Here is a 23,661-nt window from a genome sequence, read left to right as displayed (position 1 = left end):
GTTGACGTTCGCCATCCGATCAAGCCAGTTCTACACCATAGGTGGCGCGATAGGTTTTGATTTTCTCCACCATCGCTTCCTGACCGCTTTGGCTTTCAAGATAGTCAATAATATGGTTCAGGTTAATAATACTGATCACCGGGATCCCGAAGGTTTGCTCCACTTCCTGAATAGCCGATAACTCGCCCTGGCCTTTTTCCTGACGATTTAGTCCAATCAATACTGCCGCCGGTTTTGCACCTGCCGCATCGATAATGCTCATCACTTCACGCACCGCAGTACCTGCGGTAATAACATCATCCACAATCAATACTTTGCCCTGCAGTGGTGCACCCACAAGGGTGCCGCCCTCGCCATGGTCCTTGGCTTCTTTGCGGTTATAGCAATAAGGCAGGTCGCGCTGATGGTGGTCGGCCAATGCAATTGCCGTAGTGGCCGCCAGTGGAATCCCTTTGTAGGCGGGGCCAAACACTATATCGAACTCCACGCCCGATGCAGTGATAGCAGCCGCATAATAACGCCCCAGCTCTGCCAGTGCCTGACCGGTCTGAAATTTGCCTGCATTGAAGAAATAGGGGCTGGTCCGGCCAGACTTGAGGACATACTCGCCAAAACATAACGCTTGGTGCCTGATAGCCAGCTGAATGAAATCAAATTGGTATTTTTCCATGCAAAGTATCCAACAATGAACTAAGTTTGAGATGACAAATAATGACAATGAGGTCTCGCCCAGGAGCCAGACCCGCATTTGGGCTATAGCAGCTTTCCAAATGTAAGGATGTGAAAAATCGTAACGCCTACCACAAAAAACCCAGTTTTGACGGTAACACAATCACACAAAGCTCGGGTATGATACACAGTCCGTAATCAAGGGGCTAACATGAGAGTTATCAGTCTTAGCGTCGATGGTATTTTTCAGGCGGCGCAACGCGGCCTTTATACGTGGCTCGCCAATCAGGATGCAGACTTCATTTGTCTGCAGGATTTACGTGCGTTGGAGCGCGAACTGGAAAAACCCGAATTCGAACTCAAGGGCTATCACGCCTATTTTTTCGATTCAGGCACCAAACATTACAATGGCGTCGCCATTTATACCCGCTTGCAACCCAAAGCGCTCATTTATGGGTTGGGTTTTGCGTCCGGCGTTGATATGGAAGGCCGCTATCTGCAAGTCGATTTTGAACAGCTGAGCATTGGCTCATTGCTTGCGCCCAGCGCCAGCTCCGAACTGGAATCGCAAGAAGTCAAAATTAAATTTTTTGATGATTTTCAGGCACATCTGGACAAAATTACCCGCAAGCGCCGCGAGTATATTTTTTGTGGCAACTGGCAAATGGCCCACACCCCAAAAGATGTGAGCAATAGCGCCGCTAACCAACACAATTCCGGTTTTTTACCACACGAACGTCAATGGTTAAGCCAATTATTCAATCAGATTGGTTATGTCGATGCGTTCCGTAAAGTAAATAAAGACGGCGATGAATACAGCTGGTGGCCAAATGGCCAGAAAGATGACGGCGATGGCTGGCGTACCGATTTCCAAGTGGTCTCCAATAGCTTGGGACCAAAAGTGGAATATGCTGCTATTTACAAAACCCAGCAATTTTCCAGCCATATGCCGGTAATTATTGATTACGACATCGAGCTGTAAAACGCACAGCACCACCACATTCTGTTACATAAAAAACCCGCTGTGATTACACCGCGGGGTTTTTATTGCATCCATTTTTATTGGATTGACAGAAGCGTGTTATTTCACGGCAAGCGCGTCATACACGACAACTTTGCTCCACAAGTGCTGATGTTCATCGACAAATTTTTTGTGCAACGGATGAACCTGATAAGCATCCTGACCCGCCACATCATCGAACCCAAGCAGCTCGGAAACATGATAGGAATTATCCACCACCTCGCGTTTTTCGGTAGAGGCAGGAACACCGACGTGGATAGAACGCACAGTTTCGATTGCTGCAAGGGATTTAACCCCGGCAATCAATTTCTCCAGATCTTCTTTTGAATCCGGATTTTTTAACCAGAAAAAAACATGGTGTAACAATGCAGGCATAGTGGGATTCTCCTTGGCAGATTTTGCCAGAGCATCACCTGCAACCAAAGCGGCACCGGCGATAGCGCTGGTGGTTATGAAATGACGGCGATTGGTATCAGTCATGAATCAGCTCCTGAATGAAAAAATCAGATAAAACTACGAACAACGCTGGCAGGCAAATAGTTTTACTCAAGATTACCCACACCCACTTCCCTGCTCTGCTCTGATAAGCTTCTGCAACCCCAAGCCTATTAAGTGAGCGCACATCATGAAAATAATAACCTTGATCGCCAGCCTCGGCCTGCTATGCAGCCACATCAGTTTTGCCCATGAAGGGCATGAGCATGAAGGATTAAGTAAAGCGGAAACTGCAAAACAAGTTAAGGAAGGCAAGCTTTGTATTCTGAATAACCAGGGAAATTCAGAAGGTGCCATTATTGAAAAAGAGGGAAAAATGTATCGCTGCGTAAAAGCCTATGGCCAAAACCTGAAGCCCCAAACCGAGCTGGTTTGGGTAGAAGTGATGATAAAAGATAAAGCGCTGGTGACTGTGCCGTAAACATTATTGCGCACTTATATTATTGATTAACTGTTTCGTCCTTCATAAAGGTTTGCAAAACACGATTTAAAAACCTGCGCCCCAATGCTGTGGGGCGCAGATGATCCTGTTCAATTTCCACCAAACCCTGCTTTGTAAGCAACGCCCATGGTTCGCTTATGGATTGCCAAGCCAACCCCGTTCGTTCACTAAAATAATGCCGCGCCACACCTTCATGTAAACGCAGTGCGTTCATCATAAATTCCAACGGCAATGCATCTGGCAATAACAAATCGCTGCCGCCGCCAAACACATTTTGATGGCCTTGCAAGTTGGTAGAAATTTTTTGGCTGTGCATTGCATCCAAATAATGTTTGGGTAAGCGGGTTTTCCACAATCGCACAATTTTATCGTCCGTTGGGAACGTAATTTTCCCGTGTGCGCCCGCGCCTATGCCAAGGTAATCGCCAAATTGCCAATAATTGAGATTGTGGCGTGCGCGCTTTTTATTGCGCGCATACGCAGAAATTTCATATTGCTCATAACCTGCAGCCACTAACAGCTCAACACCTGCATCCTGGATGTCTGCGAGAATTTCTTCCTCCGGCAACACCGGCGGCGCAGAATAAAACGCCGTATTTTGTTCGATCGTCAGTTGGTACCAGGAGAGATGCTCCGGCGCGAGATCAATGGCTTGTTGCAAATCTGCTTTTGCGGCAGCGACTGATTGCTCGGGCAAACCGTGCATTAAATCCAGATTGATGTTGTCGAAGCCTGCTTTGCGCGCAACACCTACTGCACGCAAAGCTTCATCGCGCCCATGCACGCGGCCGAGCAATTTTAATTGTTGGTCATTAAAACTTTGGATACCAATCGATAAACGATTAACACCTGCCGCGCGAAAACCGGAAAATTTTTCCTGCTCAAATGTCCCCGGATTTGCCTCAAGGGTGATTTCAATATCCGGCTCAAAACCAATAATGGTTTCTGCGTCGTTTAATATCTGCCCTATTGCCTGCGCGGACAACATGCTCGGTGTGCCACCACCAAAAAAAATGCTCGTGAGTTTGCGACCTTGCGCAAGGGATTTATCTTGCTCAAGATCAAAACGCAGAGCAGCTACATAATCTGCTTCCGGAATATCGTTATTCGCTTGATGGGAATTAAAATCGCAATAGGGGCATTTGCGAATACACCAAGGCACATGAATATAAAGTGATAATGGCGGAAGCTGTAGCACTAACGGTGGCAATTGCAGAGACATATTATTGATTGCCGGTCAGTGATGATAATTTTTGCAGCAATTCCTGCATGGCTTTGCCTCGATGGCTGATGCGATTTTTTTCTGCCTTATCCAGCTCTGCCGAAGCGCATTGATGCGTGGGTACAAAAAATAATGGATCGTATCCAAAACCGCCTTCACCGCGCGGCTCTGTGAGAATCACCCCCTCCCATACACCGTGGCATAGAATCGGTGTTGGATCTTGTGCATGACGCATAAACGCGAGCACCGCGTGGTAGCGTGCGGTGCGTTTTTCTGTAGGGATACCGTTTAATTCCTGCAACAGTTTTGCGTTATTGTCTGCATCTTTGGCACCTTCACCGGCGTAACGCGCGGAATAAATTCCCGGGCGACCATTGAGTGCATCGACTTCAATACCGGAGTCATCAGCAATCGCGGGCAAGCCGGTTTTTTCACAGGCGAAACGCGCTTTGATGATCGCATTTTCGACAAAGGTCAATCCGGTTTCTTCAGCGTTCTCGCTGAAAAAATCGGATTGCGGAAGCACCTCAAAACCGCAACCGCTGAGCAGTTGTTGGAACTCGCGCAACTTGCCAGCATTACCGCTTGCCAACACAATTTTTTTCATAGTGATTTAACGTTAATAAAAGTGACTGAAAGAAAAGGCGCCCATCGGCGCCTTTTCCATGTGGAATTTACTCGTCGTTACCGCTTATTACTGTGCGTACAGGGTTCGATTAAACGTCACCTTGAATGGTTTTGCACTAGCAGCAGGGATGGCCTGAATATCAAAGTGCAACACTTCTTCATTGTTAAAAACAAAAGGAGCCAAATAATAAACCGCTTCACCTTCATTAATTTCAATGAATTTCAATGTTTGTTGCTGCTGCATCAAATTTCTGGTTTTGCCACTGATCTGTGCGGGCAAACCTAAACTGGTCACACCATTTTCAGTTTTAGTGAGACTGATATTCACTAGTGCACGGTCTTTACCGCGCACTAATTTGTAAGCCTCAGCAACTTTCGCCGGAATATCGGTACTGTTAAATACCGTGTAATGCACGGTGTACTCGCCAAAAGTTTCTGTTGTGCTGATTTCTTTTGGCTGGTCAATCTGGGCTTGTGCGCCCACAGCACAAACAGCAAAAAAAATACTGGCCAATAATGTCTTCATACAATTCTCCAGCGGTTACGCAATTAAGATGGAAGCAACATTACTTACTCAAATGATAAATCGCCGTTTCACCAAACAAATTGGGCATAAAATCTTTTAAGGTTTGTCCGGACTGTTCGTTAACAACCTGGCGATGGATCACTTTGATATTGCGCTCGTGGCACAGCACCTCAAAATCTTTAAACGTACAAAAGTGAATATTGGGTGTGTTGTACCATTCATAAGGCAGCAAATCCGATACTGGCATGCGGCCGCGTGTGGCTAAGTGAAACCGCGCTTTCCAGTGGCCGAAATTGGGAAAGGTAACAATACATTCTTTGCCCACGCGCAACATTTCATCCAGCACCAAATGGGGGAAGTGCAAGGTTTGCAGCGCTTGGGTCATGAGCACGGTATCAAAACTTTTATCGGCAAAATTTCCCAATCCGCGATCAAGGTTTTGCTCGATGACATTGAGGCCTTTGTCGATGCAGGTATTGATATGCATCGCATCGATTTCCAAACCGTAACCTTGTACTTGTTTGGTATCGATCAAAAATTTTAATAGTGTGCCGTCACCGCAGCCCAAATCCAGAATGCGGCTGCCTTGTTTGATCCAATGCTGGATTTCGTTGAGATCAATACGCATCAGATTTCCACTCCGGCAAGATAGCGGCCAAACACTTGCTGGTAGCGCGCATCGGGCAATAAAAAGGCATCGTGGCCGTGTTTGGATTCAATCTCGGCATAAGTGACCGCACGGTTGGCTCCGACCAGCGCGTTGACAATTTCGTGAGAACGCTCCGGTGCAAAACGCCAATCGGTACTGAATGAAATGACTAAAAATTTTGCATTGGTTTGTTTGAATGCCAGCACCGGATCATCGTTATATTCACGCGCGAGATCAAAATAATCGAGCGCTTTGGTAATGCGGATATAAGAATTCGCATCAAAGGTATTAGCAAAACTGTCGCCTTGATAACGCAGATAACTTTCAATCTGGAATTCAACCGGCGTATCAGTACCCAGCTCAAAACTACCGCTGCGTAAATCGCGGCCGAATTTTTCGCCCATCGCAAAATCGGAAAGATAGGTGATGTGGCCAATCATGCGCGCTACAGCCAAACCGTTTTTCGGCAAGGTGTTGTGCTCGATGTAATTGCCATCAAAAAAATTAGGGTCGCTGATAATTGCTTTGCGCGCAGCTTCGTTGAACGCGATATTTTGCGCAGAGAGTTTCATCGCCGATGCAATGACAACCGCGTGACGGATACGCTGCGGATAATCGAGCGCCCAGCGCATGACCTGCATGCCACCCAAACTGCCGCCGATCACCGCCGCCCACACATCAATGCCCAATACATCGGCCAAACGCGCCTGACTGGCGACCCAGTCTCGCACGCGGATCATCGGGAAATCTGCGCCCCAAGCTTTGCCGGTAGCTGGGTTGATCGAACGCGGGCCGGTAGAGCCGTGGCAACCGCCGAGATTATTGAGTGCAACCACAAAGAACTTGTTGGTATCAATCGGTTTGCCGGGGCCGATGTAGGCATCCCACCAGCCGGGGCGTTTGTCGTCCATGCTGTGGTAGCCAGCGGCGTGATGATGGCCGGAAAGCGCATGGCAAATCAGCACCGCATTGGATTTAGCGGCATTCAATTGGCCATAGGTTTCGTAGACCAATTCGTATTCATCAAGCGTGCGCCCGCAGGCCAGCAGCAGCGGCGCGGTGAAGCGATGGGTCTGGGGAGTGACTAAACCCACCGAATCGGCAGGTAGTTGATTGGGCATAGCTGTCTCTTTTACCGCAACAGCGGTTTGGCGCGGCGTGTTTGGGCGCAGCGCAAATCCGGCAGAGTTAAATGATGCGACAGTCTAAAGAGAGCCAATCAGTGCTGCAAGTTATCCGCCTGCGAGCGATAACATCAGCTTGAGCGGGCCGATTGCCGCCCTTGTTTGATCGACACGATTTGCGCACCTAACGGCTGGGATTCAACCGCAGGATCGGCCATGGATTCCGGCTCCAGAGGTGCGGTGAGAATTTCGTTATACAAAGGTTCGATATTCACCAGCGCCGTCTGTAATTGGTACAGGTTGGTTTTCAAAACTTCCAATTGTTCGGCGTGACTATTGCGCTGGGTTTGCAATTGCGTGAGGCGCAGCATGTGATGCTCCAGCAATTGTTTCTGGTATTGGTTTTGGTGAAAGAGCGGAGCCAGTGCTTCTTGCATCCAGTGCTGGATATGCTGGTTCAAGTCTGCATAGACCGCGCGCACTTCCTGCACCAGCGTGTTGATAAAGCGGCTGATCAATGCGCCTTTGTGGGTGAGCACAGTGCTGAGCGATTTGCGGAAATCATCGGCGCGGCCATGTAACTGGCGCAATTGGCGGCGCTGTTTCTGGATTTTCAATAAATGGCTCATGATCAGGTCATCGCCCCCGATCGCCTGCTCCGGGCGCTCATAAATTGATGTCAGCACCCGGTTGCAGCGTTCGATTTCGCGCTCCAGATGCAGGATATTGCTATCCACATCATCAAAAAACTTGGCGATGGCGCGGCCTAGCCCCAGCGTAGTCCAGCTCTGCGCCAGACTTTGATGCGCCTCGGCGATTTGCTGCTCCAGCTGTGCGGTGCTCACCGGAGCCAGCAAGGATAATTTTTGTGATTCCAGCAGGCGCTGGCTGGTGCGCAGTGACAGCGCCTGTTTGTGGTATTCATGGTGGGTGCGCTTGATGGTATCGCGCAATTCATGCAGTTTTTCGGATGCCTCTGCCGGTGCTGTTGCACGCAAGCTTTCCAGCTCTTGTTCGCATTCAGCGATGCGGCGCACCAAACTATTGCGCACGGTAATCATCATCGCGTAGCTATCGCCTACCAAACGATGGCTGATGATTTGCTGCTGGTTGCGCAATATGCACTCCGCCAGCATATGTTCCAGCTGCGCAAAATTGCTGCGCGCCAATTGCGCCTGATTGCGCCCTACTTTGCCCAATAACCCCTGCTTGGCAGAGAGTGCGACCACATGATCTGGCGACATGTTGAGCTGGCGCGCCGTTAGCTGGCACAAGCGCTCAATATTGGCCTGGACTTCCTGCTCGGACGTGAGGTCATCCCACAGGCTATCGATTTTATTGAGCAGGGTAATAACGGCGGTGCAGTGATTATCGCGCAAGCCCTGAATGTGCTCGCGCCAGATGTCCATATCACTCGCGGTAACACCGGCATCTGCCGACAACAGGAACAGGATCGCATCGGCATCGGGCAGGGTTTTGAGGGTCAGTTCCGGCTCATTGCCCAAGGCGTTAAGGCCGGGAGTATCGACAATCCGCAAGCCCTGGCGCAGCAGTGGATGGTCAAGGCTGATAAGCGCATGACGCCAGGCAGGTACGCTGACCATTCCATTTTCATCGCGCTCGCCCCATTCGTCCTGTGCAAAACCCAACTTGATCGCATCAGCAACGCTGACTTGCTTGCTGGCAGACACCTGATTGATGGCCGCGCGGGTTTGCTCATGGTCTTTTGCATCAAAATGGATAGTGACCCAATTTTGCGGGATACGCTTGAAGCTTTGCAGGCTGGTGTTGGTGTAGCGGGTTTCGATAGGCAGGAGGCGCACGCAATTGGTGGGCTGTTGCGCATCCCAAAAAATTTCGGTGGGGCACATAGTGGTACGCCCCGGTTGCGATGGCAGCAGGCGGCGGCCACCGGCGGTGTACAACAGGGCATTAATCAATTCGGTTTTGCCGCGCGAGAACTCACCCACACAGGCGATGGTAAAACTTTCGCCGCGCAATAGCTGACGTGCGCGCTGCAGGGTTTTGCCCATGTCTGCACCCAGCATGCTGTGATTCTTGCCCCAGCGCTCAAACTGCTGCAAACGCTCGTCCAACTGGCGCTTCCAACGGTTGTAGTGCGTCATCTGGCGGTGCAAGGATCTGACGTCCATAAGGGTGCTCTCAGTCTGTATTGGAATTATTAGCGTTGTTTAATAGCTAACCGAAATAACCAGCAGTAATTACATTCTTTTCCCCAAGAATGGCATTAAAGCGGAAATCCACGCCAGTGACCAGTTCGTGAGCAATGAGCGGTTATTTGTGGGAACCAAAAGGAGAGGAGGCGCTACTTTTAGCAACATTTCGCGCCAAACTGCACAGATTTGAGCCCTAACTTGCTGGTTGGACAGGCTTGGGCAATAGCTGCCGTTTCAACCAAACCTGTATCGGTTTTTCGACCCAGCGATGAATCAGCCATGCCACGGCCAACATCAATACCACCGTACCGCCAATCAACAACCAGGCGGGCATTTGTTCGTGCCAGGCGTTGAACATCATAAAGCCGATACACGCGTATCGGCTTGGGTAAAACCTTACAGGGCTGGCATCGCGTAGAAATAACCGTCATCGCTGCCGATATACACCTTGCTGTTTTTGACGACTGGACTGGCAAAGAAATTCTTGCCACTCATGGTCCATTGCACGCGGCCGCTTTTATTGACCGCCTGCACCATGCCCGAACCGGGTGTCGCGTAGGAATCACCGGAGCTGATATAAGCGATATCGCCCTCGAATGCCGCGCGGGCAAACACGTTACCGCCAGTGGAGATTTGCCATTTTAGCGAGCCTGTCACCCGATCAATGGCCTGGAAAGTCTCGTCATCCGAGCTGCCGATGTAGGCGATACCATCGAGGATTACCGCATCCCCCGACACCCAATCCATACCGTGGGGCACACGCCAGAGTTCGGCACCGGTGGTGGCATCCAAACCATGCACATTGGCATCGCGCCCACCCACTACCAGGGTGTTGCCCTCAACCGCTGGCGATGTTGGATTATTCAACGACACACTCCAGCGCTGGCTTTTGGTGGCGATATTGATAGCGTGTACGGCAGTATCCGAACTCACATACAAGGTGCCATCAACCAGCGCGGGCTTGGTGTGGATGGCGCTTTGAACATCAACACTCCATACCTCCTCGCCTGTATCCAGCATCAGGCCATAGACCTTGCCGCTACTGGAGCCAATATAGACACGGTCATCCGCCAGCAGAGCAGATGCAAGGTGATGTCCCCAGGGGCGGAAATGTTCGCCGGTAGTGGTTTTGACCCACACCTGAGTACCGACCGCAGCATCGACAGCCATGATTTTGCCGCTGTGATTCAAGAAGATGACCTTGCCGTCTGCCAGCAACAAATGACTGCTGACCGCGCCGCCAGTATCCAACCGCCAACGCTCGCTGCCGGTTTCCAGATCCAGCGCATAAAGCATTCCGCCCTCAACACCAAAAATAACGTTGTTATCGGTAGTTACGGCGGTCGAGCGCACTTTGGATTTGGTGTTGAACGACCAACTCACATGTTCAAGTTTGCGATTGCCAGGTAATGCCGACGACTGGCTGGACGCTGCGGATGAAACTAACGAAGCTGCTGTTGATGAGGGGACTGTTGACGACAGCGCCGTAAATGAAAGCGCAGTTGAAGAAACAACTGAAGAAGGTGTTACTGAAGAAACTGCTGTCGACGAAGGCAATGTAGGGGAAGGCGCTTTACTGCTGTTGCCACCGCCTCCACCACACGCCGTCAATAAACACATCGCAAACAAACCGGCAACTCTCAAACCGGTTAAGGACAAACACACTGATTTATTGCAAAAACCCATCTCTCTTCTCCCATCACATCTATTGTTGGTTTGGTACAACGCCATAACGGCTCGCACACAATCACAATAGAGGTGAGGGGTTTTAAAAAGCCTGAAGAAAGGCTGAAGGTTAATTAAGCTTTATTGATTCACGGCCACTACCAAAACCAGAACCTTGACGGCTCCCGATAATCGCTGGCCAATAGATAAGCGCTTACCAATATCCCAACACTATCTGCGGGCTCACTTTCAGGAAAAATGCAAACCGTTCAAGCAACATGTTCACCACTTGCAAACCCAACAAAATAATAATTGGCGATATATCAATCACACCGCCTAATGGCGGCAACACTTTGCGGATTGGCGCTGCAAGCGGGTTGATAATCTGGTTCGCCAATACCAGCAGCGGGTGATGGCTCATAGGCGCAACAAAACTGCCAATAATGCTGATGATCATGCACCAGAAAAAAATGCCGGAAATAATGGTCAACGCACCGACGAATCCCCAGGCAATTAATGGCAGCGGATTAGCGATAATTCCGGGAGCACCCAGGATGGTTGCCAAAATAAATGTCGCCAATAACTGCACCAATAAAATGAGCACCACAGATGCCATATCAATTCCCAAAAAACCGGGGATGACTTTGCGCAGCGGTTTCAAAAACGGTGCGGTCACTTTGACAATCGCTTGCGATACCGGATTATAAAAATCAGCGCGCACCAATTGCAGCAGGAAACGCAAAATCACAATCAACAAAAATAGCGATAAAAGACTGTAGGCAATCAAATGCAAAATGCTGACAAACATGAAGGGCTCCACTCATCCGACGAAAAATAACAACATAAATTGAAAAACAATTAACGATTACTTGCCCAACAACTCTGACAATTCCACTGCGCGATTGGAACAGGCGGTCATGGCGTTCAATACGCTTGCGCGCAACTGATCCTGCTCAAAGCTATTGATCGCCTGCTCGGTCGTACCTTTGGGCGATGTCACGCGGCGGCGCAACTCCGCTACATCAACTGTGCTTTCCTTGGCTAACATGGCGGCACCCAATGCCGTTTGCAATGTCAGCTCGGTTGCGCACTCGCGGCTCAGCCCCAATTTTTCACCCGCATCGATCATCGCCTCCATAAATAAGAAGAAATAAGCGGGGCCGGAACCGGAAACGGCAGTAACCGGATTCAACAGGCTTTCATCCTCCAACCACTGCACAATTCCCACTGCGCCGAGGATCGCATTCGCCTGGGATTTTTGCGCCGCGCTGACATGTGCGTTCGCGTATAAACCACTCGCGCCCGCGCGCAATTGCGATGGCGTATTGGGCATGCAGCGCACTATCGCCTGATCGTCACCCAACCAGCTTGCGATACTCGCCGTGGTGATGCCCGCCGCGACCGAAATAATCAGCGGCTTATGAGCAAGGGATGCGCGCAAACCAAGCGCAACGTCTTTGAGCATTTGCGGTTTCACCCCAAGCACAACCACATCCGCCTGTGCGGCAGCGGCAGCGTTATCCATTGTGATATCGATATGGAATTCCTGCTTCACTTTGTCGAGTGTTTCCATACGCGGGCCCGCGGCAATGATTTGCGTGCGGCTGTAACCCTCCGCCAGCAACCCCCCGATAATCGCTTTAGCCATGTTACCGGCACCGATAAAGGCAATTTTGGTTGTACTCACAATAGTTCCTTAAATGGTCGATTTGTGAAAAGCCGGTCTGTAAAAAATAGCCGGGAGCTAAAAAATTCAATTCAGTTTAGGACGCGCGCCAAAAATATCCGTTCCCACACGGACAAAGGTTGCACCTTCAGCGATGGCCGCTTCCAAATCGCCGGACATCCCCATAGATAAACAGTCCATCGGCAGACAAGCACCGCTGTTATTCAACGCCTGTAATGCCTCGCGCAATTTCGCGAAGGCAGCGCACTGTTGGGCAGGGTCATTGGTAGCGGCAGGGATCGCCATCAACCCGCGCAATCGCAATCGCGCCAAAGGTGCAATCGCTGCCACCAGCGCCGGCAATTCTGCCAGACTCACTCCCGACTTGGTGGATTCATCGTCAATATTCACCTGCACACAGATATTCAACGGCGGCAAGTGTGGCGGGCGCTGGTCATTCAAGCGCTGGGCGATTTTCAACCGGTCTACCGAATGCACCCAGCTAAAATGCTCGGCAATCGGCCGGGTCTTGTTGGATTGGATGGGGCCGATAAAGTGCCACTCCAGATCATCCAGATGCGACAAGGCGCTTTGCTTATCCAGCGCCTCTTGCAAGTAATTTTCACCAAACGCCCGCTGCCCCGCCCCGTAAGCCTGCGCCACCGCCTCTGCGGGTTGGGTTTTGCTGACGGCGATCAACTGCACAGTTTGCGGATTTCGTCCGGCAGCGGCAGCGGCTTGGTGAATTCGTGCGGTGACTTTCGCGAGCTTGTCGTCTATCTTGTGCATAGTGTTATGAATGTTTACCCATGTCCTCCGTACCGCCTGCTGCAGTACCGACTCCAATAAAAAAGGTTGCCCTGATGGATATCACCGAACTCCTGGCTTTTAGCGCCAAACAAGGCGCATCTGACTTGCACCTCTCGGCGGGATTGCCGCCGATGATCCGTGTGGATGGCGATGTGCGCCGTATCAACCTGCCGCCCATGGAGCACAAGCAGGTACACGGCCTGATTTACGACATTATGAATGACAAGCAGCGCAAGGACTACGAAGAATTCCTGGAAACCGACTTCTCGTTTGAAGTGCCCGGTGTAGCGCGCTTTCGTGTTAACGCCTTTAACCAGAACCGCGGTGCCGGTGCGGTATTCCGTACCATTCCTTCCAAAGTATTGACGATGGAAGAACTGGGCATGGGCAATGTGTTCCGCGATATCTGCGCCGTACCGCGCGGATTGGTGTTAGTGACCGGGCCAACCGGTTCGGGTAAGTCCACTACGCTCGCAGCCATGATCGACTATATCAATGACAACAAATACGAACACGTTTTGACGATTGAAGACCCGATCGAATTCGTACACGAATCCAAAAAATGTCTGGTCAACCAGCGCGAAGTTCACCGCGATACCCACGGCTTCAACGAAGCGCTCCGCTCCGCACTGCGTGAAGACCCGGATATTATTCTGGTCGGTGAGATGCGCGATCTCGAAACCATCCGTTTGGCGCTCACCGCCGCCGAAACCGGCCACCTGGTATTCGGTACCTTGCACACCACCTCCGCTGCAAAAACCATCGACCGTATTGTGGACGTATTCCCCGCGAATGAAAAATCCATGGTGCGTTCAATGTTGTCGGAATCGCTGCAAGCGGTAATTTCGCAAACGCTGATGAAGAAAAACGGCGGTGGTCGTGTGGCAGCGCACGAAATTATGCGCGGCACCTCGGCAATCCGTAACCTGATCCGCGAAGATAAAGTGGCGCAAATGTATTCGGCAATCCAGACCGGTGCATCACTCGGCATGCAGACCATGGACCAGTGTCTGGCCGATTTGGTCTCGCGCCGTATTATTAGCCGTGAAGCGGCCAAATCGAAAGCCAAGTTCCCGGAGAATTTCTGACGGCGGCGGTCTGCCAGACTCCGTTATTTTTAATTATTTTTCGCACAACGTTTCAATAATATTTAAGGTGCATTGTTATGGATTTTGATCGGTTATTGTCCCTGATGGTAGAAAAAGGCGCGTCTGACTTGTTTATCACCGCCGGCGTGCCGCCTTCGATCAAAGTCCATGGCAAAATTGTTCCTGTCACAGCAACACCGCTCGCACCGGAAAAAGCGCGCGAGCTGGTGTTAAGTGTGATGAATGAAAAACAGCGCACTGAATTTCTGGATAAAAAGGAACTTAACTTTGCGGTGAGTGCGCGCGGTATTGGCCGCTTCCGCGCCAGCGCATTTTATCAACGCAACCTCGCGGGCATGGTGTTGCGCCGCATTGAAACCAAAATCCCGCAAATTGATGAGCTGGGCTTGCCCGAAATTGTAAAAGAATTGGCGATGACCAAACGCGGCCTGATTATTTTTGTGGGCGCGACCGGTACCGGTAAATCTACATCACTTGCCTCCATGATTGGCCATCGCAATCAAAATTCCAAAGGCCATATTATTTCCATCGAAGACCCGATTGAATTTATCCATCAACACCAAGGCTGTATTATCACCCAGCGCGAAGTGGGCATTGATACCGAATCGTTTGAAATTGCGCTGAAAAATACCTTGCGTCAGGCACCCGATGTGATTTTGATCGGTGAGGTGCGCTCGCGCGAAACCATGGATCACGCCATCGCGTTTGCGGAAACTGGTCACTTGTGTTTGTGCACCCTGCACGCCAACAACGCTAACCAGGCACTCGATCGTATCATTCACTTCTTCCCGGCGGATCGCCATCGCCAATTGTGGATGGACTTGTCATTAAATTTAAAAGCGATTGTTGCGCAACAATTGATTCCAACACCGGATGGCAATGGTCGCCGCGCGTGTTTGGAAATTATGATCAACACCCCACTTGCACAAGATTTAATTCGCAAAGGCGAGGTATCTGATTTGAAAGAATTGATGAAACGCTCAACAGAATTGGGCATGCAGACGTTTGACCAAGCGCTTTATGCACTCTATGACAATGGCGAAATTACTTATGAAGATGCGCTGCTACACGCTGACTCACCCAACGATTTGCGCTTGATGATCAAACTCGGTTCCGAGACCGATGCCAATTATTTATCGCACGCTGCAGACAGCTTGTCGATTCAAAGTGACGAGCAGAATAATCGCGGCAAGATGTTTTAATATCGATACTTGTCGAAAAAAATGCCGGGCAAATCGCCCGGCATTTTTTGTTGAAAGCTGATGATATTAGCGCGACAGATTTCGCTCAAGCCAACCTTCCAAAATTAAGCGCGCAGCAATCGAATCCACCGGATTGTGTTTGTAATCGCGCGATCCACCTCGGCTCATCACTTCTCCTTTTGCTTCAAAACTGGTTAAACGCTCATCGACCATTTCGACTTTCACACCAAAACGCCCGTGAATGCGGTTGGCAAATTTTCGCGCGCGCGCGCTCAGTTCACTTTCACTTTCGTCCATGTTCAGTGGCAGCCCCACCAACACTAAATCGGGCTTCCATTCGGCTAATAATTTTTCAATTTGTGTCCAATCGGGAATGCCGTCTTTGGCTTTTAGTGGCGCAAGCGAATTGGCCGAGTGGGTAATTGTTTGGCCGGATGCAACGCCAATATTTTTAGTGCCGTAATCAAACGCAAGCAGGGTTTTTATCATCGGAGGTGCGCTAATGAGATCAATAAGAAATGTCGTTGCTGCGCAGAATTACGCGTGACCCGGTGTGCTGGCAATTAAATTAACATCAATGCCTAACACTTGCGCCGCTGATGCCCAGCGCTGCTCCAAAGGCGTATTGAAAATAATGTCTTTATTGGCAGGAACAGTGAGCCAACTGTTGGCCGCAATCTCAGCCTCCAACTGCCCTTCACCCCACCCGGCGTAACCCAATGCAATCAAACATTGTTTGGGACCACGACCTTCTGCCAAGGCGACAATAATATCGCGCGAAGCCGTCAGGGAGATATCCGGTGAAACCTCCAAGGTGGATTGCCATTTGACATCGCTGGTGTGCAGTACGAAGCCCCGCTCGGGTTGCACAGGGCCACCGCTCATCACAATTTGATCGCCTTGGTCGGATAAGTCATCCAGATCCATTTGCAAAAAAATCTCTTTGAGCAGCATAGGCGTAGCGGCATTGATTACCACCCCCATCGCACCCTTGTCGCTGTGTTCGCAAACATAGGTTACGGTGTGGGCAAAAGAAGAGTCATTCAAACCCGGCATCGCAATCAAGAAATGATCGCGCAAGCTGCCAGGTGTCAGCTCATTGATATCAGTGGTTATGGGTTTTGAATTCATAACTTCAGTATGAGGCCTAACGGAGCTAAAACAAGCACAAGAGTCTAAATTTATTGCTGGATAATCAATTGGCAGAAGTCGTGATGGTGGAGTCTTTGCCGGTAATTTCAAACCGCCAGGTACGGATAATTTGTAAGCGGTCCGCATGCTTGCGGATTTCCGGAGGGAATTGGGCAAAAGGGGCAGACAGGCGGACAATCTGGCGCGCCGCATCATCGAGGATACGCTGCCCGGAAGACTGCAATACTTTGATCTCGTAGATAGTCCCATCGGGATTAATCATCACCGATAAACGCAAGTTTCCGGTAATGCGGCGATTAAGTGCTTCACGCGGATAATTGCGGTCACCCACCTGTTCAATCTTGTTGCTCCAATCGTTCAGGTACTTGGCATCAAAGGATTCTTTGGTAGATACCGAATTGAGCACGCGCAAACGCGGGCGCTTGGCAGCCTCCTGCCGCTGGAGATCGCGCTTTGCCTGCAGGCTGGCAATTTCTGCATCGTATTTTGATGGTGTGTTGAACTGGGCATCGTTGAATTCACGCTCTTCGCGCTCATCCGGATTCAATTTGACCTGCGCCACCTGCGTGGATTTTGCACTGGTTGTCAGCAATTGCTGGTCTTTGATTTTTTCTTTTGAGGCGGCTTGCTGTTGTGGAATCGGGTTAACCTCACGCACCTGGGTATCGGCAAATTCTGCCTGATGCTCAGTGGCAAGCTGCTTGGCTTCATCGAGGGTACCACTACCCTGCTGATTGTGCTGGGCGAGAAAATCCGCCTGCTCAGGTGCACGCTGGGACTTGTGGGTGGCGAGCGTAATCTCGATTGTCTGGGATGTGTTGTTATGATCAGGCAGCTTGAAGGTAAAACCCAAAATCACAAACGCATGCAGTGCAATCGCCAGAAAAAACGTAAAACTGAGCCGATCGCCAGTATCGACCGGCGGCACCGACAGGTTTTCTTGTTCCACTGCAAGGGCTTGATTCATGCACAACTGCTCTAGTGTCTGGCCTATCCTGCGGAGCGGCCCGGAGTAAATTAACGCGCCGCCAATTTACGCTCTATGGCATCGATTAGCCGTGATCCAATTCCCGTGCCATACGCCTTATCGATTTCACGCGCACAAGTGGGGCTGGTGACATTGATTTCTGTCAGATAATTACCAATCACATCTAACCCGACAAACATCAAACCCTTAGCTTTGAGCGCGGGTGCTACCTGGCTGACAATCCAGTAGTCCTGGTCAGTGAGCGGCTGGGCGACGCCGCTACCGCCCGCTGCCAGATTGCCGCGGGTCTCGCCTTGGGCCGGGATGCGCGCCAGACAATAAGGGATAGGTTCACCGTCCACTACCAAAATACGCTTGTCACCATCGCGGATTTCAGGGATGTAACGCTGCGCCATAATCGTCTGGGTGCCGAATTCTGTGAGTGTTTCCAGAATGACGCCGACGTTAGGATCGTCCTGACGACAGCGGAAAATCCGGCTGCCGCCCATGCCGTCGAGCGGTTTGAATATCACATCGCCATATTGTTTGTGGAAGTCGCGCAGGCGCAGCATATCGCGGCTGACCAATACCGGGGGGCAACACTGGGGGAACTGGGTGGCAAAGATTTTCTCATTGCAGTCGCGCAGACTGCGCGGATCATTGATAACCAAAGCACCCTGCTGTTGCGCAGCCTCAAGGACATAAGTGCTGTAAATGTACTCGTTGTCGAAGGGAGGGTCTTTGCGCATGATGATCACATCCAGCTCGCCCAGCTTGCGATCTTCATGCAAACCCAGCTCGAACCAGCTATCACCATTATCGGCTACGAATAAATTGCGCATATTGGCGCGTGCTTCACCCTGCAACAAATAGAGGTCTGACTGTTCCATATAATGCAGATCCCAACCCCGCTCTTGTGCCGCCAGCAACAGCGCCAGGGTTGTGTCCTTGTAGAACTTGATATCAGCAATAGGATCCATCACCACGCCAAGGGAAATAGCCATAAAATTTACTCTGAAAATAATGTCCGGGGCACAATTTGCCCAGACTACAAGGGCGGGCTAAAGTTAAGTCCTGATAACAATTAAAGCAAGAAGCTAACCGACAGATTAAAGCGATCTAAAAAATTGAAAAGCGGTACGGATTGCTCATATATTCAACTAGTTATGGCGTAACCTTAAAAACTGTGTTAAAAGTTCGGTTTCACTAGCGGCGTTATTTTGACACTCGCCCCAATAAGTGACTGCTTCGCGTAATACTGGCTCAACACCAGGCTTCAATCAACTAAACGTGTATATCTGGCAGCCGCAATATCACCCTGTTGCGGCAATAACAAAAGGCAAGGTCAGAGTATGGAAGTAACTTACGAAAGCCTCAAAGTGATGGTTATAGACGACAGTAAAACCATCCGTCGTACGGCTGAAACACTACTCAAAAAAGCGGGCTGCATGGTAATTACCGCCACCGACGGCTTTGATGCACTGGCAAAAATTGCCGATACCCGCCCCGATATTATTTTTGTGGACATCATGATGCCGCGCCTCGATGGCTATCAGACCTGCGCCCTGATCAAAAATAACAGCGAATTCAAAACTACTCCGGTCATCATGCTATCCAGTAAGGATGGCTTGTTCGACAAAGCAAAAGGCCGCATCGTCGGTTCCGACCAATATCTCACCAAACCTTTCAGTAAAAGCGAGTTGCTCGGCGCAATTGAAGCGCACGTCAAACACTTGAAAGCCTCTTGACGGGATACATCCGGATTTTGGCTGTTGCCATCCGCTCACTGTATTTGGCGGCGACGGGTCTGGCGGCAGCGTGGACTGATTTCCAAAGGACTGTCTCACATTCACCGCAATAGCGCGGAAAACTTTTTTGTTTTTTGGAGCGATTATGGCCAGAGTATTGATTATTGACGACTCACCGACCGAGACCTACAAGCTGACCAGCATGCTGGAAAAAAATGGCCATGTAGTGATGACCGCCGATAATGGCGAAGCTGGCATCGCCCTGGCACAGAAAGAATTGCCCGATGTGGTATTGATGGATGTAGTGATGCCCGGTCTAAATGGTTTCCAGGCAACCCGCCAGTTGACCAAAACTCCTGAAACTGCCCATATTCCGGTCATTATCGTTACCACCAAAGATCAACAAACTGACCGCGTTTGGGGCATGCGCCAGGGTGCGAAGGCGTATTTATCCAAACCAATCACACAAGAAGTATTGATGGCGGCTATGGCCGAGGTATTGCGCTAGTTTATACGTTAATTACAGGATCAACCGGTCATCCGGCATGGGCAGTTCAGCAGGGATACGCGCAACAATAACAACAAACATCTATCACCGACCATAAAGCGCTTGCGCTTGCGTGTGTTGATGTACGACAGGTACGGATAGGAATATGTCAGAACCACAGGCCGCCTTTCAGGCTTTGCTTACGTTGGCACAGCGCAGCCGCGCTGCTGCACGCGGTCTGCCCGCACAGGCGGATATACGCCCCCATTGGAGCGGCATTGGCTTTTCGCTCATGGGCAATTATTTCGTAGCGCCGATTGGCGAAGTATCCGAAATGTTGGAAGTGCCCAACCACACCCACTTGCCCGGCGTGCAGCCTTGGGTGAAAGGCGTTGCTAACGTCCGCGGCCGGTTACTTCCTCTGTTTGATCTGGCGATGTTCTTTGGCGATCGCCTCACCGGTACCCGCAAACACCGCCGGGTATTGATCCTTGAAACCGAAACCCTGTACTCAGGCCTGATCGTCGATCAGGTTTTCGGCATGCAACATTTTCCCATGGATGAATACAGCGAACAGGCAGGAGCCGTAGCAAGCAATATTTTGCCATTTGTCACCGGTAGTTACCCACAGGGAGGCGAGCGCTGGTCACTGTTCCGACCGGCACTATTGGCAGAAGATCCACGTTTTACCAATGCGGCAAAAACCTAGTTGAACAAAGCCCGATCACGGGCAGTGAGAGTCAAACGCACGCTTTCTGCATAATGCAAAAGCGCAGTGGATAGAAAAAATAAAACCGAACGCTGGTTAGGAGTGCTTAGATGAAAACTGATTCAAAGATTGCCACCTTTAAGGCAAAACCGACGACGATCTTTTTCGCGGTCTTGCTGGTGGTTTCGTTTGTGGCTGCACTGGTCCTGCTCTACCTGATCAACCAGGGCAAGAGCAATGACCAACGCTACCTGCAACAAGCGGGTGACTTACGTGCGCAAGCCTATCGCTTGACCTCGTTGTCACGCGATGCCACATCCGGCGATGAAGCTGCCTTCGGTGAGCTGACCAGCGTGGTAGAAAGCATGGGTAGCACCTGGGATATGTTGCGCGCCAGCGATGAACGCACCCGCGAAACACTGAGTGCCGAGTTCGATAACTTTGGTGCTATCTGGAACCGCGTAAAAGCCAACGCCCAAGCGATTGCGACTAACAAAGACCTGATTGTATCGCTCAATAATGTCGGTAAAACCCTGAACGACAACCTGCCTACCTTGCAGACTGAGCACAACAACATCGTGGATATCCTGCTCGAATCCGGCGCTCCTGCCGATCAGGCGATCCAAGCCCAGCTGCTCTCATGGCGCGCTGAGCGTATCGGTCGTAACGTGGACAAGATGCTGCGCGGTGACACCGACTCAGGTGATGCAGCGGACCAGTTTAACCGCGACGCCAACTTCTATGCCCGTGTACTGACCGCGATGAAAGATGGCGACCCGGCACTGCGTATTACCCGCGTATCTGATGCACAAGCGCGCGCGAGCCTTGAACAAATTACCCAACTGTTCGAAGGCGTAAATAAATCAATCCAGGAGATGGTGGAAGGTTCTACTACCCTGACCCGCGCCCGTCAGGCATCTGACGCACTCTTGAATGATACCCCCCAGCTCCTGCAAGGTTTGGCCACTATTGCCGATAAAATTTCCACCAAAGAGCACCCGGTCATCAATAACGCTACTCTCATTGGCCTTGCGGGTATTACGTTGGTATCGCTCTTCGTATTAGGCTTTAACCAATATATGGGCGCACGTCGCCGCGCGGACGAAACCGCCGAAACCAACGAACGTAACCAAACCGCGATTTTGCGTCTGCTCGATGAACTGGCCGACCTCGCGGACGGTGACTTGACCACTACTGCGACCGTAACCGAGGACTTCACCGGTGCGATTGCGGACTCTATTAACTTCACCATTGACCAGCTGCGTATTCTGGTAGCGCGAATCAACGAAACCGCGGTAAACGTATCGGCCGCTGCGCAAGAAACCCAGCAAACTGCACTGCACCTCGCCGAAGCTTCTGAACACCAAGCCCAAGAAATCGCCGGTGCATCTGCCGCGGTAAACGAAATGGCGGTGACGATTGACCAGGTATCTGCCAACGCCGCCGAATCGGCAGCGGTAGCGGAGCGCGCGGTATCGATCGCGGGCAATGGCGCCAAAGTGGTACAGAACACCATCAACGGGATGGATACCATCCGCGAGCAGATCCAGGACACCTCCAAACGTATTAAACGCCTCGGTGAATCGTCTCAAGAGATCGGTGACATCGTAAGCCTGATTAACGACATCGCCGACCAAACCAACATCCTCGCACTTAACGCGGCAATTCAAGCATCGATGGCCGGTGACGCGGGCCGCGGCTTTGCGGTGGTAGCGGACGAAGTTCAACGCCTTGCGGAACGTTCCGCTGCTGCAACCAAGCAGATTGAAGCGTTGGTAAAAACCATTCAGAACGATACCAACGAAGCGGTAATTTCGATGGAACAAACCACCTCTGAAGTGGTACGCGGTGCGCGCCTCGCACAGGATGCGGGTGTGGCACTGGAAGAAATTGAAAACGTATCGTCAAGCCTCGCGGAATTGATCCAGAACATTTCCAACGCCGCACGCCAACAGGCATCCTCGGCGGGTCACATCTCCAACACGATGAATGTTATTCAAGAGATTACTACCCAAACCTCTGCCGGTACTTCTGCTACCGCGCAGTCGATTGGTAACCTCGCCGAGATGGCACTCGACCTGCGTGAATCGGTAGCCGGTTTCAAACTGCCGGAAGAGGATATGTCCGAAGGCCGCGCTAATGCGGCGCGCAAAGCCATGGCCAGCACACCGGCAATGGACTTTGAAAGCAGCTCTGAAGTCATCGATCTGGACGACGAGCTGTTGCCCGATGACGACATCTTTGCCAATACCTCAAAAGCCTGATGAGCCAGCGATGCCAGTACCACTGGCATCGCTGCTTACGATGTAAATAGTACCTATGGCCTGGTCACTGCGAACACTACCTACACTCACCGAAGACCAGCTGCTCCAATGGGGCAAGCTGCTGGAAGAGCGCACGGGTATCCAACTGGTTTTCCAACAGAAAGCCTGGTTGGAATCGCAGATGAATTCACGTATGCGCGATCAGGGCTACGAAGACTACGATGCCTATTTCAATTTCGTATCCGGCGAAACGATTGAAGCCAAACTCGAATGGTCGCGTCTGATTGACCGCATCGCCGTTAAAGAAACCAGCTTCTTCCGCCACCGCGAATCGATTGAGTATGTGCGCAATTATTTACAACAAAAAATAAACAACCATGCACTAAATACCAGCTTTGATATCTGGAGTTTGGGTTGTGCGACAGGGGAAGAAGCCTATTCCCTGGCGATGGTCGTCAATGATTGTTTTGAGCTGGCAGCGATCAACCCCTACTACGGGATTACCGCAATGGATATCAGCTCATCGGCACTGGCGACCGGCCGTAAAGGCCGTTACAGCAAGCGCCGGGTAGAACAGGTTAAGCCGGATGAAGTAAAGCGTTACCTGCAAGTCTGTACCGATGGCAGTTACGAGGTAGTGAGCAAACTGCGCGACCGCGTGTGTTTTACCCATGCCAATATCATCCATGCGCGCCAGCTACCGCAGGTCAGTGTGGATGTGATTTTCTGCCAGAACTTGCTGGTGTATTTCCGGCGCTGGTTGCGTCGCGACGTGTTGAATGCCTTGGCCGAGCGCCTGAAACCAGGCGGGTTATTGATTGTTGGTCTGGGTGAAGTGGTGGATTGGGAACACCCGAAAATGCAGCGCACTGGCGATGATCAAGTGCAGGCTTACGTTCGTGAAGAACGATAACAACGAGAACACATAGA

General features: G+C 50.9%; 27 protein-coding genes. 10 read left to right on the top strand and 17 right to left on the bottom strand.

All coding sequences use genetic code 11. From position 1 onward, the window contains the following. Window positions 1-19: 19 nt before the first annotated feature. Window positions 20-670 (bottom strand): orotate phosphoribosyltransferase, encoded by a 651-nt coding sequence (gene pyrE / locus VC28_RS15545; RefSeq protein WP_049631452.1) that lies wholly within the window; start codon window positions 668-670, stop codon window positions 20-22. Window positions 671-880: 210 nt separating this feature from the next. Between pyrE and VC28_RS15540 the strand changes: the two genes are divergently transcribed. Next, complete coding sequence (locus tag VC28_RS15540) at window positions 881-1,651, top strand: exodeoxyribonuclease III (RefSeq protein ID WP_049631451.1); 771 nt, start codon at window positions 881-883, stop codon at window positions 1,649-1,651. 99 nt (window positions 1,652-1,750) lie between these two features. Here VC28_RS15540 and VC28_RS15535 read toward each other — a convergent pair whose 3' ends face one another. Next, window positions 1,751-2,170, bottom strand: coding sequence for a Dabb family protein (locus VC28_RS15535; protein WP_049631450.1), 420 nt, complete (start codon window positions 2,168-2,170; stop codon window positions 1,751-1,753). 145 nt (window positions 2,171-2,315) lie between these two features. Between VC28_RS15535 and VC28_RS15530 the strand changes: the two genes are divergently transcribed. After that, window positions 2,316-2,606: a DUF1496 domain-containing protein gene (locus VC28_RS15530; RefSeq protein ID WP_049631449.1), complete on the top strand. Its 291-nt coding sequence runs from the start codon at window positions 2,316-2,318 to the stop codon at window positions 2,604-2,606. 19 nt (window positions 2,607-2,625) lie between these two features. On the opposite strand, the gene hemW is transcribed toward VC28_RS15530, so the two are convergent. From hemW to VC28_RS15490, 8 genes are all read right to left on the bottom strand, one after another. Continuing rightward, a complete protein-coding gene (gene hemW, locus VC28_RS15525; RefSeq protein ID WP_049631448.1) occupies window positions 2,626-3,849 on the bottom strand; it encodes a radical SAM family heme chaperone HemW in 1,224 nt (407 codons plus the stop codon). 1 nt (window position 3,850) lies between these two features. After that, window positions 3,851-4,456 carry an XTP/dITP diphosphatase gene (locus tag VC28_RS15520; protein WP_049631447.1) on the bottom strand — a complete coding sequence of 202 codons (606 nt, stop codon included), beginning with the start codon at window positions 4,454-4,456 and terminating at the stop codon, window positions 3,851-3,853. Between the two features lie 87 nt (window positions 4,457-4,543). Next, a complete protein-coding gene (locus VC28_RS15515) occupies window positions 4,544-5,002 on the bottom strand; it encodes a DUF4426 domain-containing protein (protein WP_049631446.1) in 459 nt (152 codons plus the stop codon). Window positions 5,003-5,042: 40 nt separating this feature from the next. Continuing rightward, complete coding sequence (gene metW / locus VC28_RS15510) at window positions 5,043-5,630, bottom strand: methionine biosynthesis protein MetW (protein ID WP_049631445.1); 588 nt, start codon at window positions 5,628-5,630, stop codon at window positions 5,043-5,045. Further along, a complete protein-coding gene (locus tag VC28_RS15505) occupies window positions 5,630-6,772 on the bottom strand; it encodes a homoserine O-succinyltransferase MetX (RefSeq protein ID WP_049631444.1) in 1,143 nt (380 codons plus the stop codon). The genes metW and VC28_RS15505 overlap by 1 nt, the downstream gene beginning before the upstream one ends. A gap of 134 nt (window positions 6,773-6,906) precedes the next feature. Further along, window positions 6,907-8,928 (bottom strand): dynamin family protein, encoded by a 2,022-nt coding sequence (locus VC28_RS15500; protein WP_049631443.1) that lies wholly within the window; start codon window positions 8,926-8,928, stop codon window positions 6,907-6,909. A 217-nt stretch (window positions 8,929-9,145) separates the two neighbouring features. Beyond that, window positions 9,146-9,313, bottom strand: a complete 168-nt coding sequence (locus VC28_RS15495; protein WP_156184344.1) for a hypothetical protein — start codon at window positions 9,311-9,313, stop codon at window positions 9,146-9,148. Between the two features lie 35 nt (window positions 9,314-9,348). After that, window positions 9,349-10,335, bottom strand: coding sequence for an outer membrane protein assembly factor BamB family protein (locus VC28_RS15490; protein ID WP_049631441.1), 987 nt, complete (start codon window positions 10,333-10,335; stop codon window positions 9,349-9,351). Between VC28_RS15490 and VC28_RS19875 the strand changes: the two genes are divergently transcribed. Beyond that, entirely contained in the window at window positions 10,319-10,708 is a 390-nt protein-coding gene (locus tag VC28_RS19875) for a hypothetical protein (protein WP_049631440.1), read from the top strand. The two genes, VC28_RS15490 and VC28_RS19875, sit on opposite strands and share 17 nt — an antisense overlap. 123 nt (window positions 10,709-10,831) lie before the next feature. On the opposite strand, the gene VC28_RS15480 is transcribed toward VC28_RS19875, so the two are convergent. The 3 genes from VC28_RS15480 to VC28_RS15470 all read right to left on the bottom strand — a co-directional run bounded on the left by VC28_RS15480 (window position 10,832) and on the right by VC28_RS15470 (window position 13,072). Then, window positions 10,832-11,425 carry a YggT family protein gene (locus tag VC28_RS15480; protein WP_049631439.1) on the bottom strand — a complete coding sequence of 198 codons (594 nt, stop codon included), beginning with the start codon at window positions 11,423-11,425 and terminating at the stop codon, window positions 10,832-10,834. 57 nt (window positions 11,426-11,482) lie between these two features. Then, window positions 11,483-12,304: a pyrroline-5-carboxylate reductase gene (gene proC, locus VC28_RS15475; RefSeq protein WP_049631438.1), complete on the bottom strand. Its 822-nt coding sequence runs from the start codon at window positions 12,302-12,304 to the stop codon at window positions 11,483-11,485. A 66-nt stretch (window positions 12,305-12,370) separates the two neighbouring features. Next, window positions 12,371-13,072 carry a YggS family pyridoxal phosphate-dependent enzyme gene (locus tag VC28_RS15470; protein ID WP_049631437.1) on the bottom strand — a complete coding sequence of 234 codons (702 nt, stop codon included), beginning with the start codon at window positions 13,070-13,072 and terminating at the stop codon, window positions 12,371-12,373. Window positions 13,073-13,146: 74 nt separating this feature from the next. Here VC28_RS15470 and VC28_RS15465 point away from each other — a divergent pair, with 74 nt between their 5' ends. Together VC28_RS15465 and VC28_RS15460 are read left to right on the top strand one after the other, a co-directional pair. Then, a complete protein-coding gene (locus VC28_RS15465) occupies window positions 13,147-14,181 on the top strand; it encodes a type IV pilus twitching motility protein PilT (protein WP_049631436.1) in 1,035 nt (344 codons plus the stop codon). Between the two features lie 77 nt (window positions 14,182-14,258). Next, window positions 14,259-15,404 carry a PilT/PilU family type 4a pilus ATPase gene (locus VC28_RS15460; protein WP_049631435.1) on the top strand — a complete coding sequence of 382 codons (1,146 nt, stop codon included), beginning with the start codon at window positions 14,259-14,261 and terminating at the stop codon, window positions 15,402-15,404. A gap of 66 nt (window positions 15,405-15,470) precedes the next feature. Here VC28_RS15460 and ruvX read toward each other — a convergent pair whose 3' ends face one another. The 4 genes from ruvX to gshB all read right to left on the bottom strand — a co-directional run bounded on the left by ruvX (window position 15,471) and on the right by gshB (window position 18,527). Then, window positions 15,471-15,893 (bottom strand): Holliday junction resolvase RuvX, encoded by a 423-nt coding sequence (gene ruvX / locus VC28_RS15455; RefSeq protein ID WP_049631434.1) that lies wholly within the window; start codon window positions 15,891-15,893, stop codon window positions 15,471-15,473. A 48-nt stretch (window positions 15,894-15,941) separates the two neighbouring features. Next, the gene (locus VC28_RS15450) at window positions 15,942-16,535 is read right to left on the bottom strand and encodes a YqgE/AlgH family protein (protein ID WP_049631433.1); all 594 of its coding nucleotides are present in this window, start codon (window positions 16,533-16,535) and stop codon (window positions 15,942-15,944) included. Between the two features lie 64 nt (window positions 16,536-16,599). Continuing rightward, entirely contained in the window at window positions 16,600-17,523 is a 924-nt protein-coding gene (locus VC28_RS15445) for an energy transducer TonB (RefSeq protein ID WP_049631432.1), read from the bottom strand. 50 nt (window positions 17,524-17,573) lie between these two features. Then, window positions 17,574-18,527 (bottom strand): glutathione synthase, encoded by a 954-nt coding sequence (gene gshB, locus VC28_RS15440; RefSeq protein ID WP_049631431.1) that lies wholly within the window; start codon window positions 18,525-18,527, stop codon window positions 17,574-17,576. A 348-nt stretch (window positions 18,528-18,875) separates the two neighbouring features. Here gshB and pilG point away from each other — a divergent pair, with 348 nt between their 5' ends. From pilG to VC28_RS15415, 5 genes are all read left to right on the top strand, one after another. Then, window positions 18,876-19,271 (top strand): twitching motility response regulator PilG, encoded by a 396-nt coding sequence (pilG, locus tag VC28_RS15435; protein WP_007639219.1) that lies wholly within the window; start codon window positions 18,876-18,878, stop codon window positions 19,269-19,271. A gap of 145 nt (window positions 19,272-19,416) precedes the next feature. Then, the gene (gene pilH, locus VC28_RS15430; protein WP_049631430.1) at window positions 19,417-19,779 is read left to right on the top strand and encodes a twitching motility response regulator PilH; all 363 of its coding nucleotides are present in this window, start codon (window positions 19,417-19,419) and stop codon (window positions 19,777-19,779) included. A 145-nt stretch (window positions 19,780-19,924) separates the two neighbouring features. Beyond that, window positions 19,925-20,467 (top strand): chemotaxis protein CheW, encoded by a 543-nt coding sequence (locus VC28_RS15425; protein WP_049631429.1) that lies wholly within the window; start codon window positions 19,925-19,927, stop codon window positions 20,465-20,467. 110 nt (window positions 20,468-20,577) lie between these two features. Continuing rightward, window positions 20,578-22,731 (top strand): methyl-accepting chemotaxis protein, encoded by a 2,154-nt coding sequence (locus VC28_RS15420; RefSeq protein WP_049631428.1) that lies wholly within the window; start codon window positions 20,578-20,580, stop codon window positions 22,729-22,731. Between the two features lie 55 nt (window positions 22,732-22,786). After that, window positions 22,787-23,644: a CheR family methyltransferase gene (locus VC28_RS15415; RefSeq protein ID WP_049631427.1), complete on the top strand. Its 858-nt coding sequence runs from the start codon at window positions 22,787-22,789 to the stop codon at window positions 23,642-23,644. Window positions 23,645-23,661: the final 17 nt, after the last annotated feature.

The organism is Cellvibrio sp. pealriver, assembly GCF_001183545.1.
Classification (GTDB): domain Bacteria; phylum Pseudomonadota; class Gammaproteobacteria; order Pseudomonadales; family Cellvibrionaceae; genus Cellvibrio.
This window is presented reverse-complemented; position numbering and strand designations above follow the sequence as displayed.

Excerpts from the sequence above, each read along its gene's own strand:
- metW (WP_049631445.1), bottom strand. The coding sequence starts at position 5,630 with ATGCGTATTGATCTCAACGAAATCCAGCATTGGATCAAACAAGGCAGC.
- VC28_RS15470 (WP_049631437.1), bottom strand. The coding sequence starts at position 13,072 with ATGCACAAGATAGACGACAAGCTCGCGAAAGTCACCGCACGAATTCAC.
- VC28_RS15520 (WP_049631447.1), bottom strand. The coding sequence starts at position 4,456 with ATGAAAAAAATTGTGTTGGCAAGCGGTAATGCTGGCAAGTTGCGCGAG.
- pilG (WP_007639219.1), top strand. The coding sequence starts at position 18,876 with ATGGAAGTAACTTACGAAAGCCTCAAAGTGATGGTTATAGACGACAGT.
- VC28_RS15420 (WP_049631428.1), top strand. The coding sequence starts at position 20,578 with ATGAAAACTGATTCAAAGATTGCCACCTTTAAGGCAAAACCGACGACG.
- VC28_RS15445 (WP_049631432.1), bottom strand. The coding sequence starts at position 17,523 with ATGAATCAAGCCCTTGCAGTGGAACAAGAAAACCTGTCGGTGCCGCCG.
- VC28_RS15515 (WP_049631446.1), bottom strand. The coding sequence starts at position 5,002 with ATGAAGACATTATTGGCCAGTATTTTTTTTGCTGTTTGTGCTGTGGGC.
- VC28_RS15465 (WP_049631436.1), top strand. The coding sequence starts at position 13,147 with ATGGATATCACCGAACTCCTGGCTTTTAGCGCCAAACAAGGCGCATCT.
- pyrE (WP_049631452.1), bottom strand. The coding sequence starts at position 670 with ATGGAAAAATACCAATTTGATTTCATTCAGCTGGCTATCAGGCACCAA.
- VC28_RS15480 (WP_049631439.1), bottom strand. The coding sequence starts at position 11,425 with ATGTTTGTCAGCATTTTGCATTTGATTGCCTACAGTCTTTTATCGCTA.
- VC28_RS15540 (WP_049631451.1), top strand. The coding sequence starts at position 881 with ATGAGAGTTATCAGTCTTAGCGTCGATGGTATTTTTCAGGCGGCGCAA.
- VC28_RS15530 (WP_049631449.1), top strand. The coding sequence starts at position 2,316 with ATGAAAATAATAACCTTGATCGCCAGCCTCGGCCTGCTATGCAGCCAC.
- VC28_RS15425 (WP_049631429.1), top strand. The coding sequence starts at position 19,925 with ATGTCAGAACCACAGGCCGCCTTTCAGGCTTTGCTTACGTTGGCACAG.
- VC28_RS15415 (WP_049631427.1), top strand. The coding sequence starts at position 22,787 with ATGGCCTGGTCACTGCGAACACTACCTACACTCACCGAAGACCAGCTG.
- VC28_RS15460 (WP_049631435.1), top strand. The coding sequence starts at position 14,259 with ATGGATTTTGATCGGTTATTGTCCCTGATGGTAGAAAAAGGCGCGTCT.
- VC28_RS15495 (WP_156184344.1), bottom strand. The coding sequence starts at position 9,313 with ATGATGTTCAACGCCTGGCACGAACAAATGCCCGCCTGGTTGTTGATT.
- VC28_RS15535 (WP_049631450.1), bottom strand. The coding sequence starts at position 2,170 with ATGACTGATACCAATCGCCGTCATTTCATAACCACCAGCGCTATCGCC.
- pilH (WP_049631430.1), top strand. The coding sequence starts at position 19,417 with ATGGCCAGAGTATTGATTATTGACGACTCACCGACCGAGACCTACAAG.
- VC28_RS15450 (WP_049631433.1), bottom strand. The coding sequence starts at position 16,535 with ATGAATTCAAAACCCATAACCACTGATATCAATGAGCTGACACCTGGC.
- hemW (WP_049631448.1), bottom strand. The coding sequence starts at position 3,849 with ATGTCTCTGCAATTGCCACCGTTAGTGCTACAGCTTCCGCCATTATCA.
- gshB (WP_049631431.1), bottom strand. The coding sequence starts at position 18,527 with ATGGCTATTTCCCTTGGCGTGGTGATGGATCCTATTGCTGATATCAAG.
- VC28_RS15500 (WP_049631443.1), bottom strand. The coding sequence starts at position 8,928 with ATGGACGTCAGATCCTTGCACCGCCAGATGACGCACTACAACCGTTGG.
- ruvX (WP_049631434.1), bottom strand. The coding sequence starts at position 15,893 with ATGATAAAAACCCTGCTTGCGTTTGATTACGGCACTAAAAATATTGGC.
- VC28_RS15505 (WP_049631444.1), bottom strand. The coding sequence starts at position 6,772 with ATGCCCAATCAACTACCTGCCGATTCGGTGGGTTTAGTCACTCCCCAG.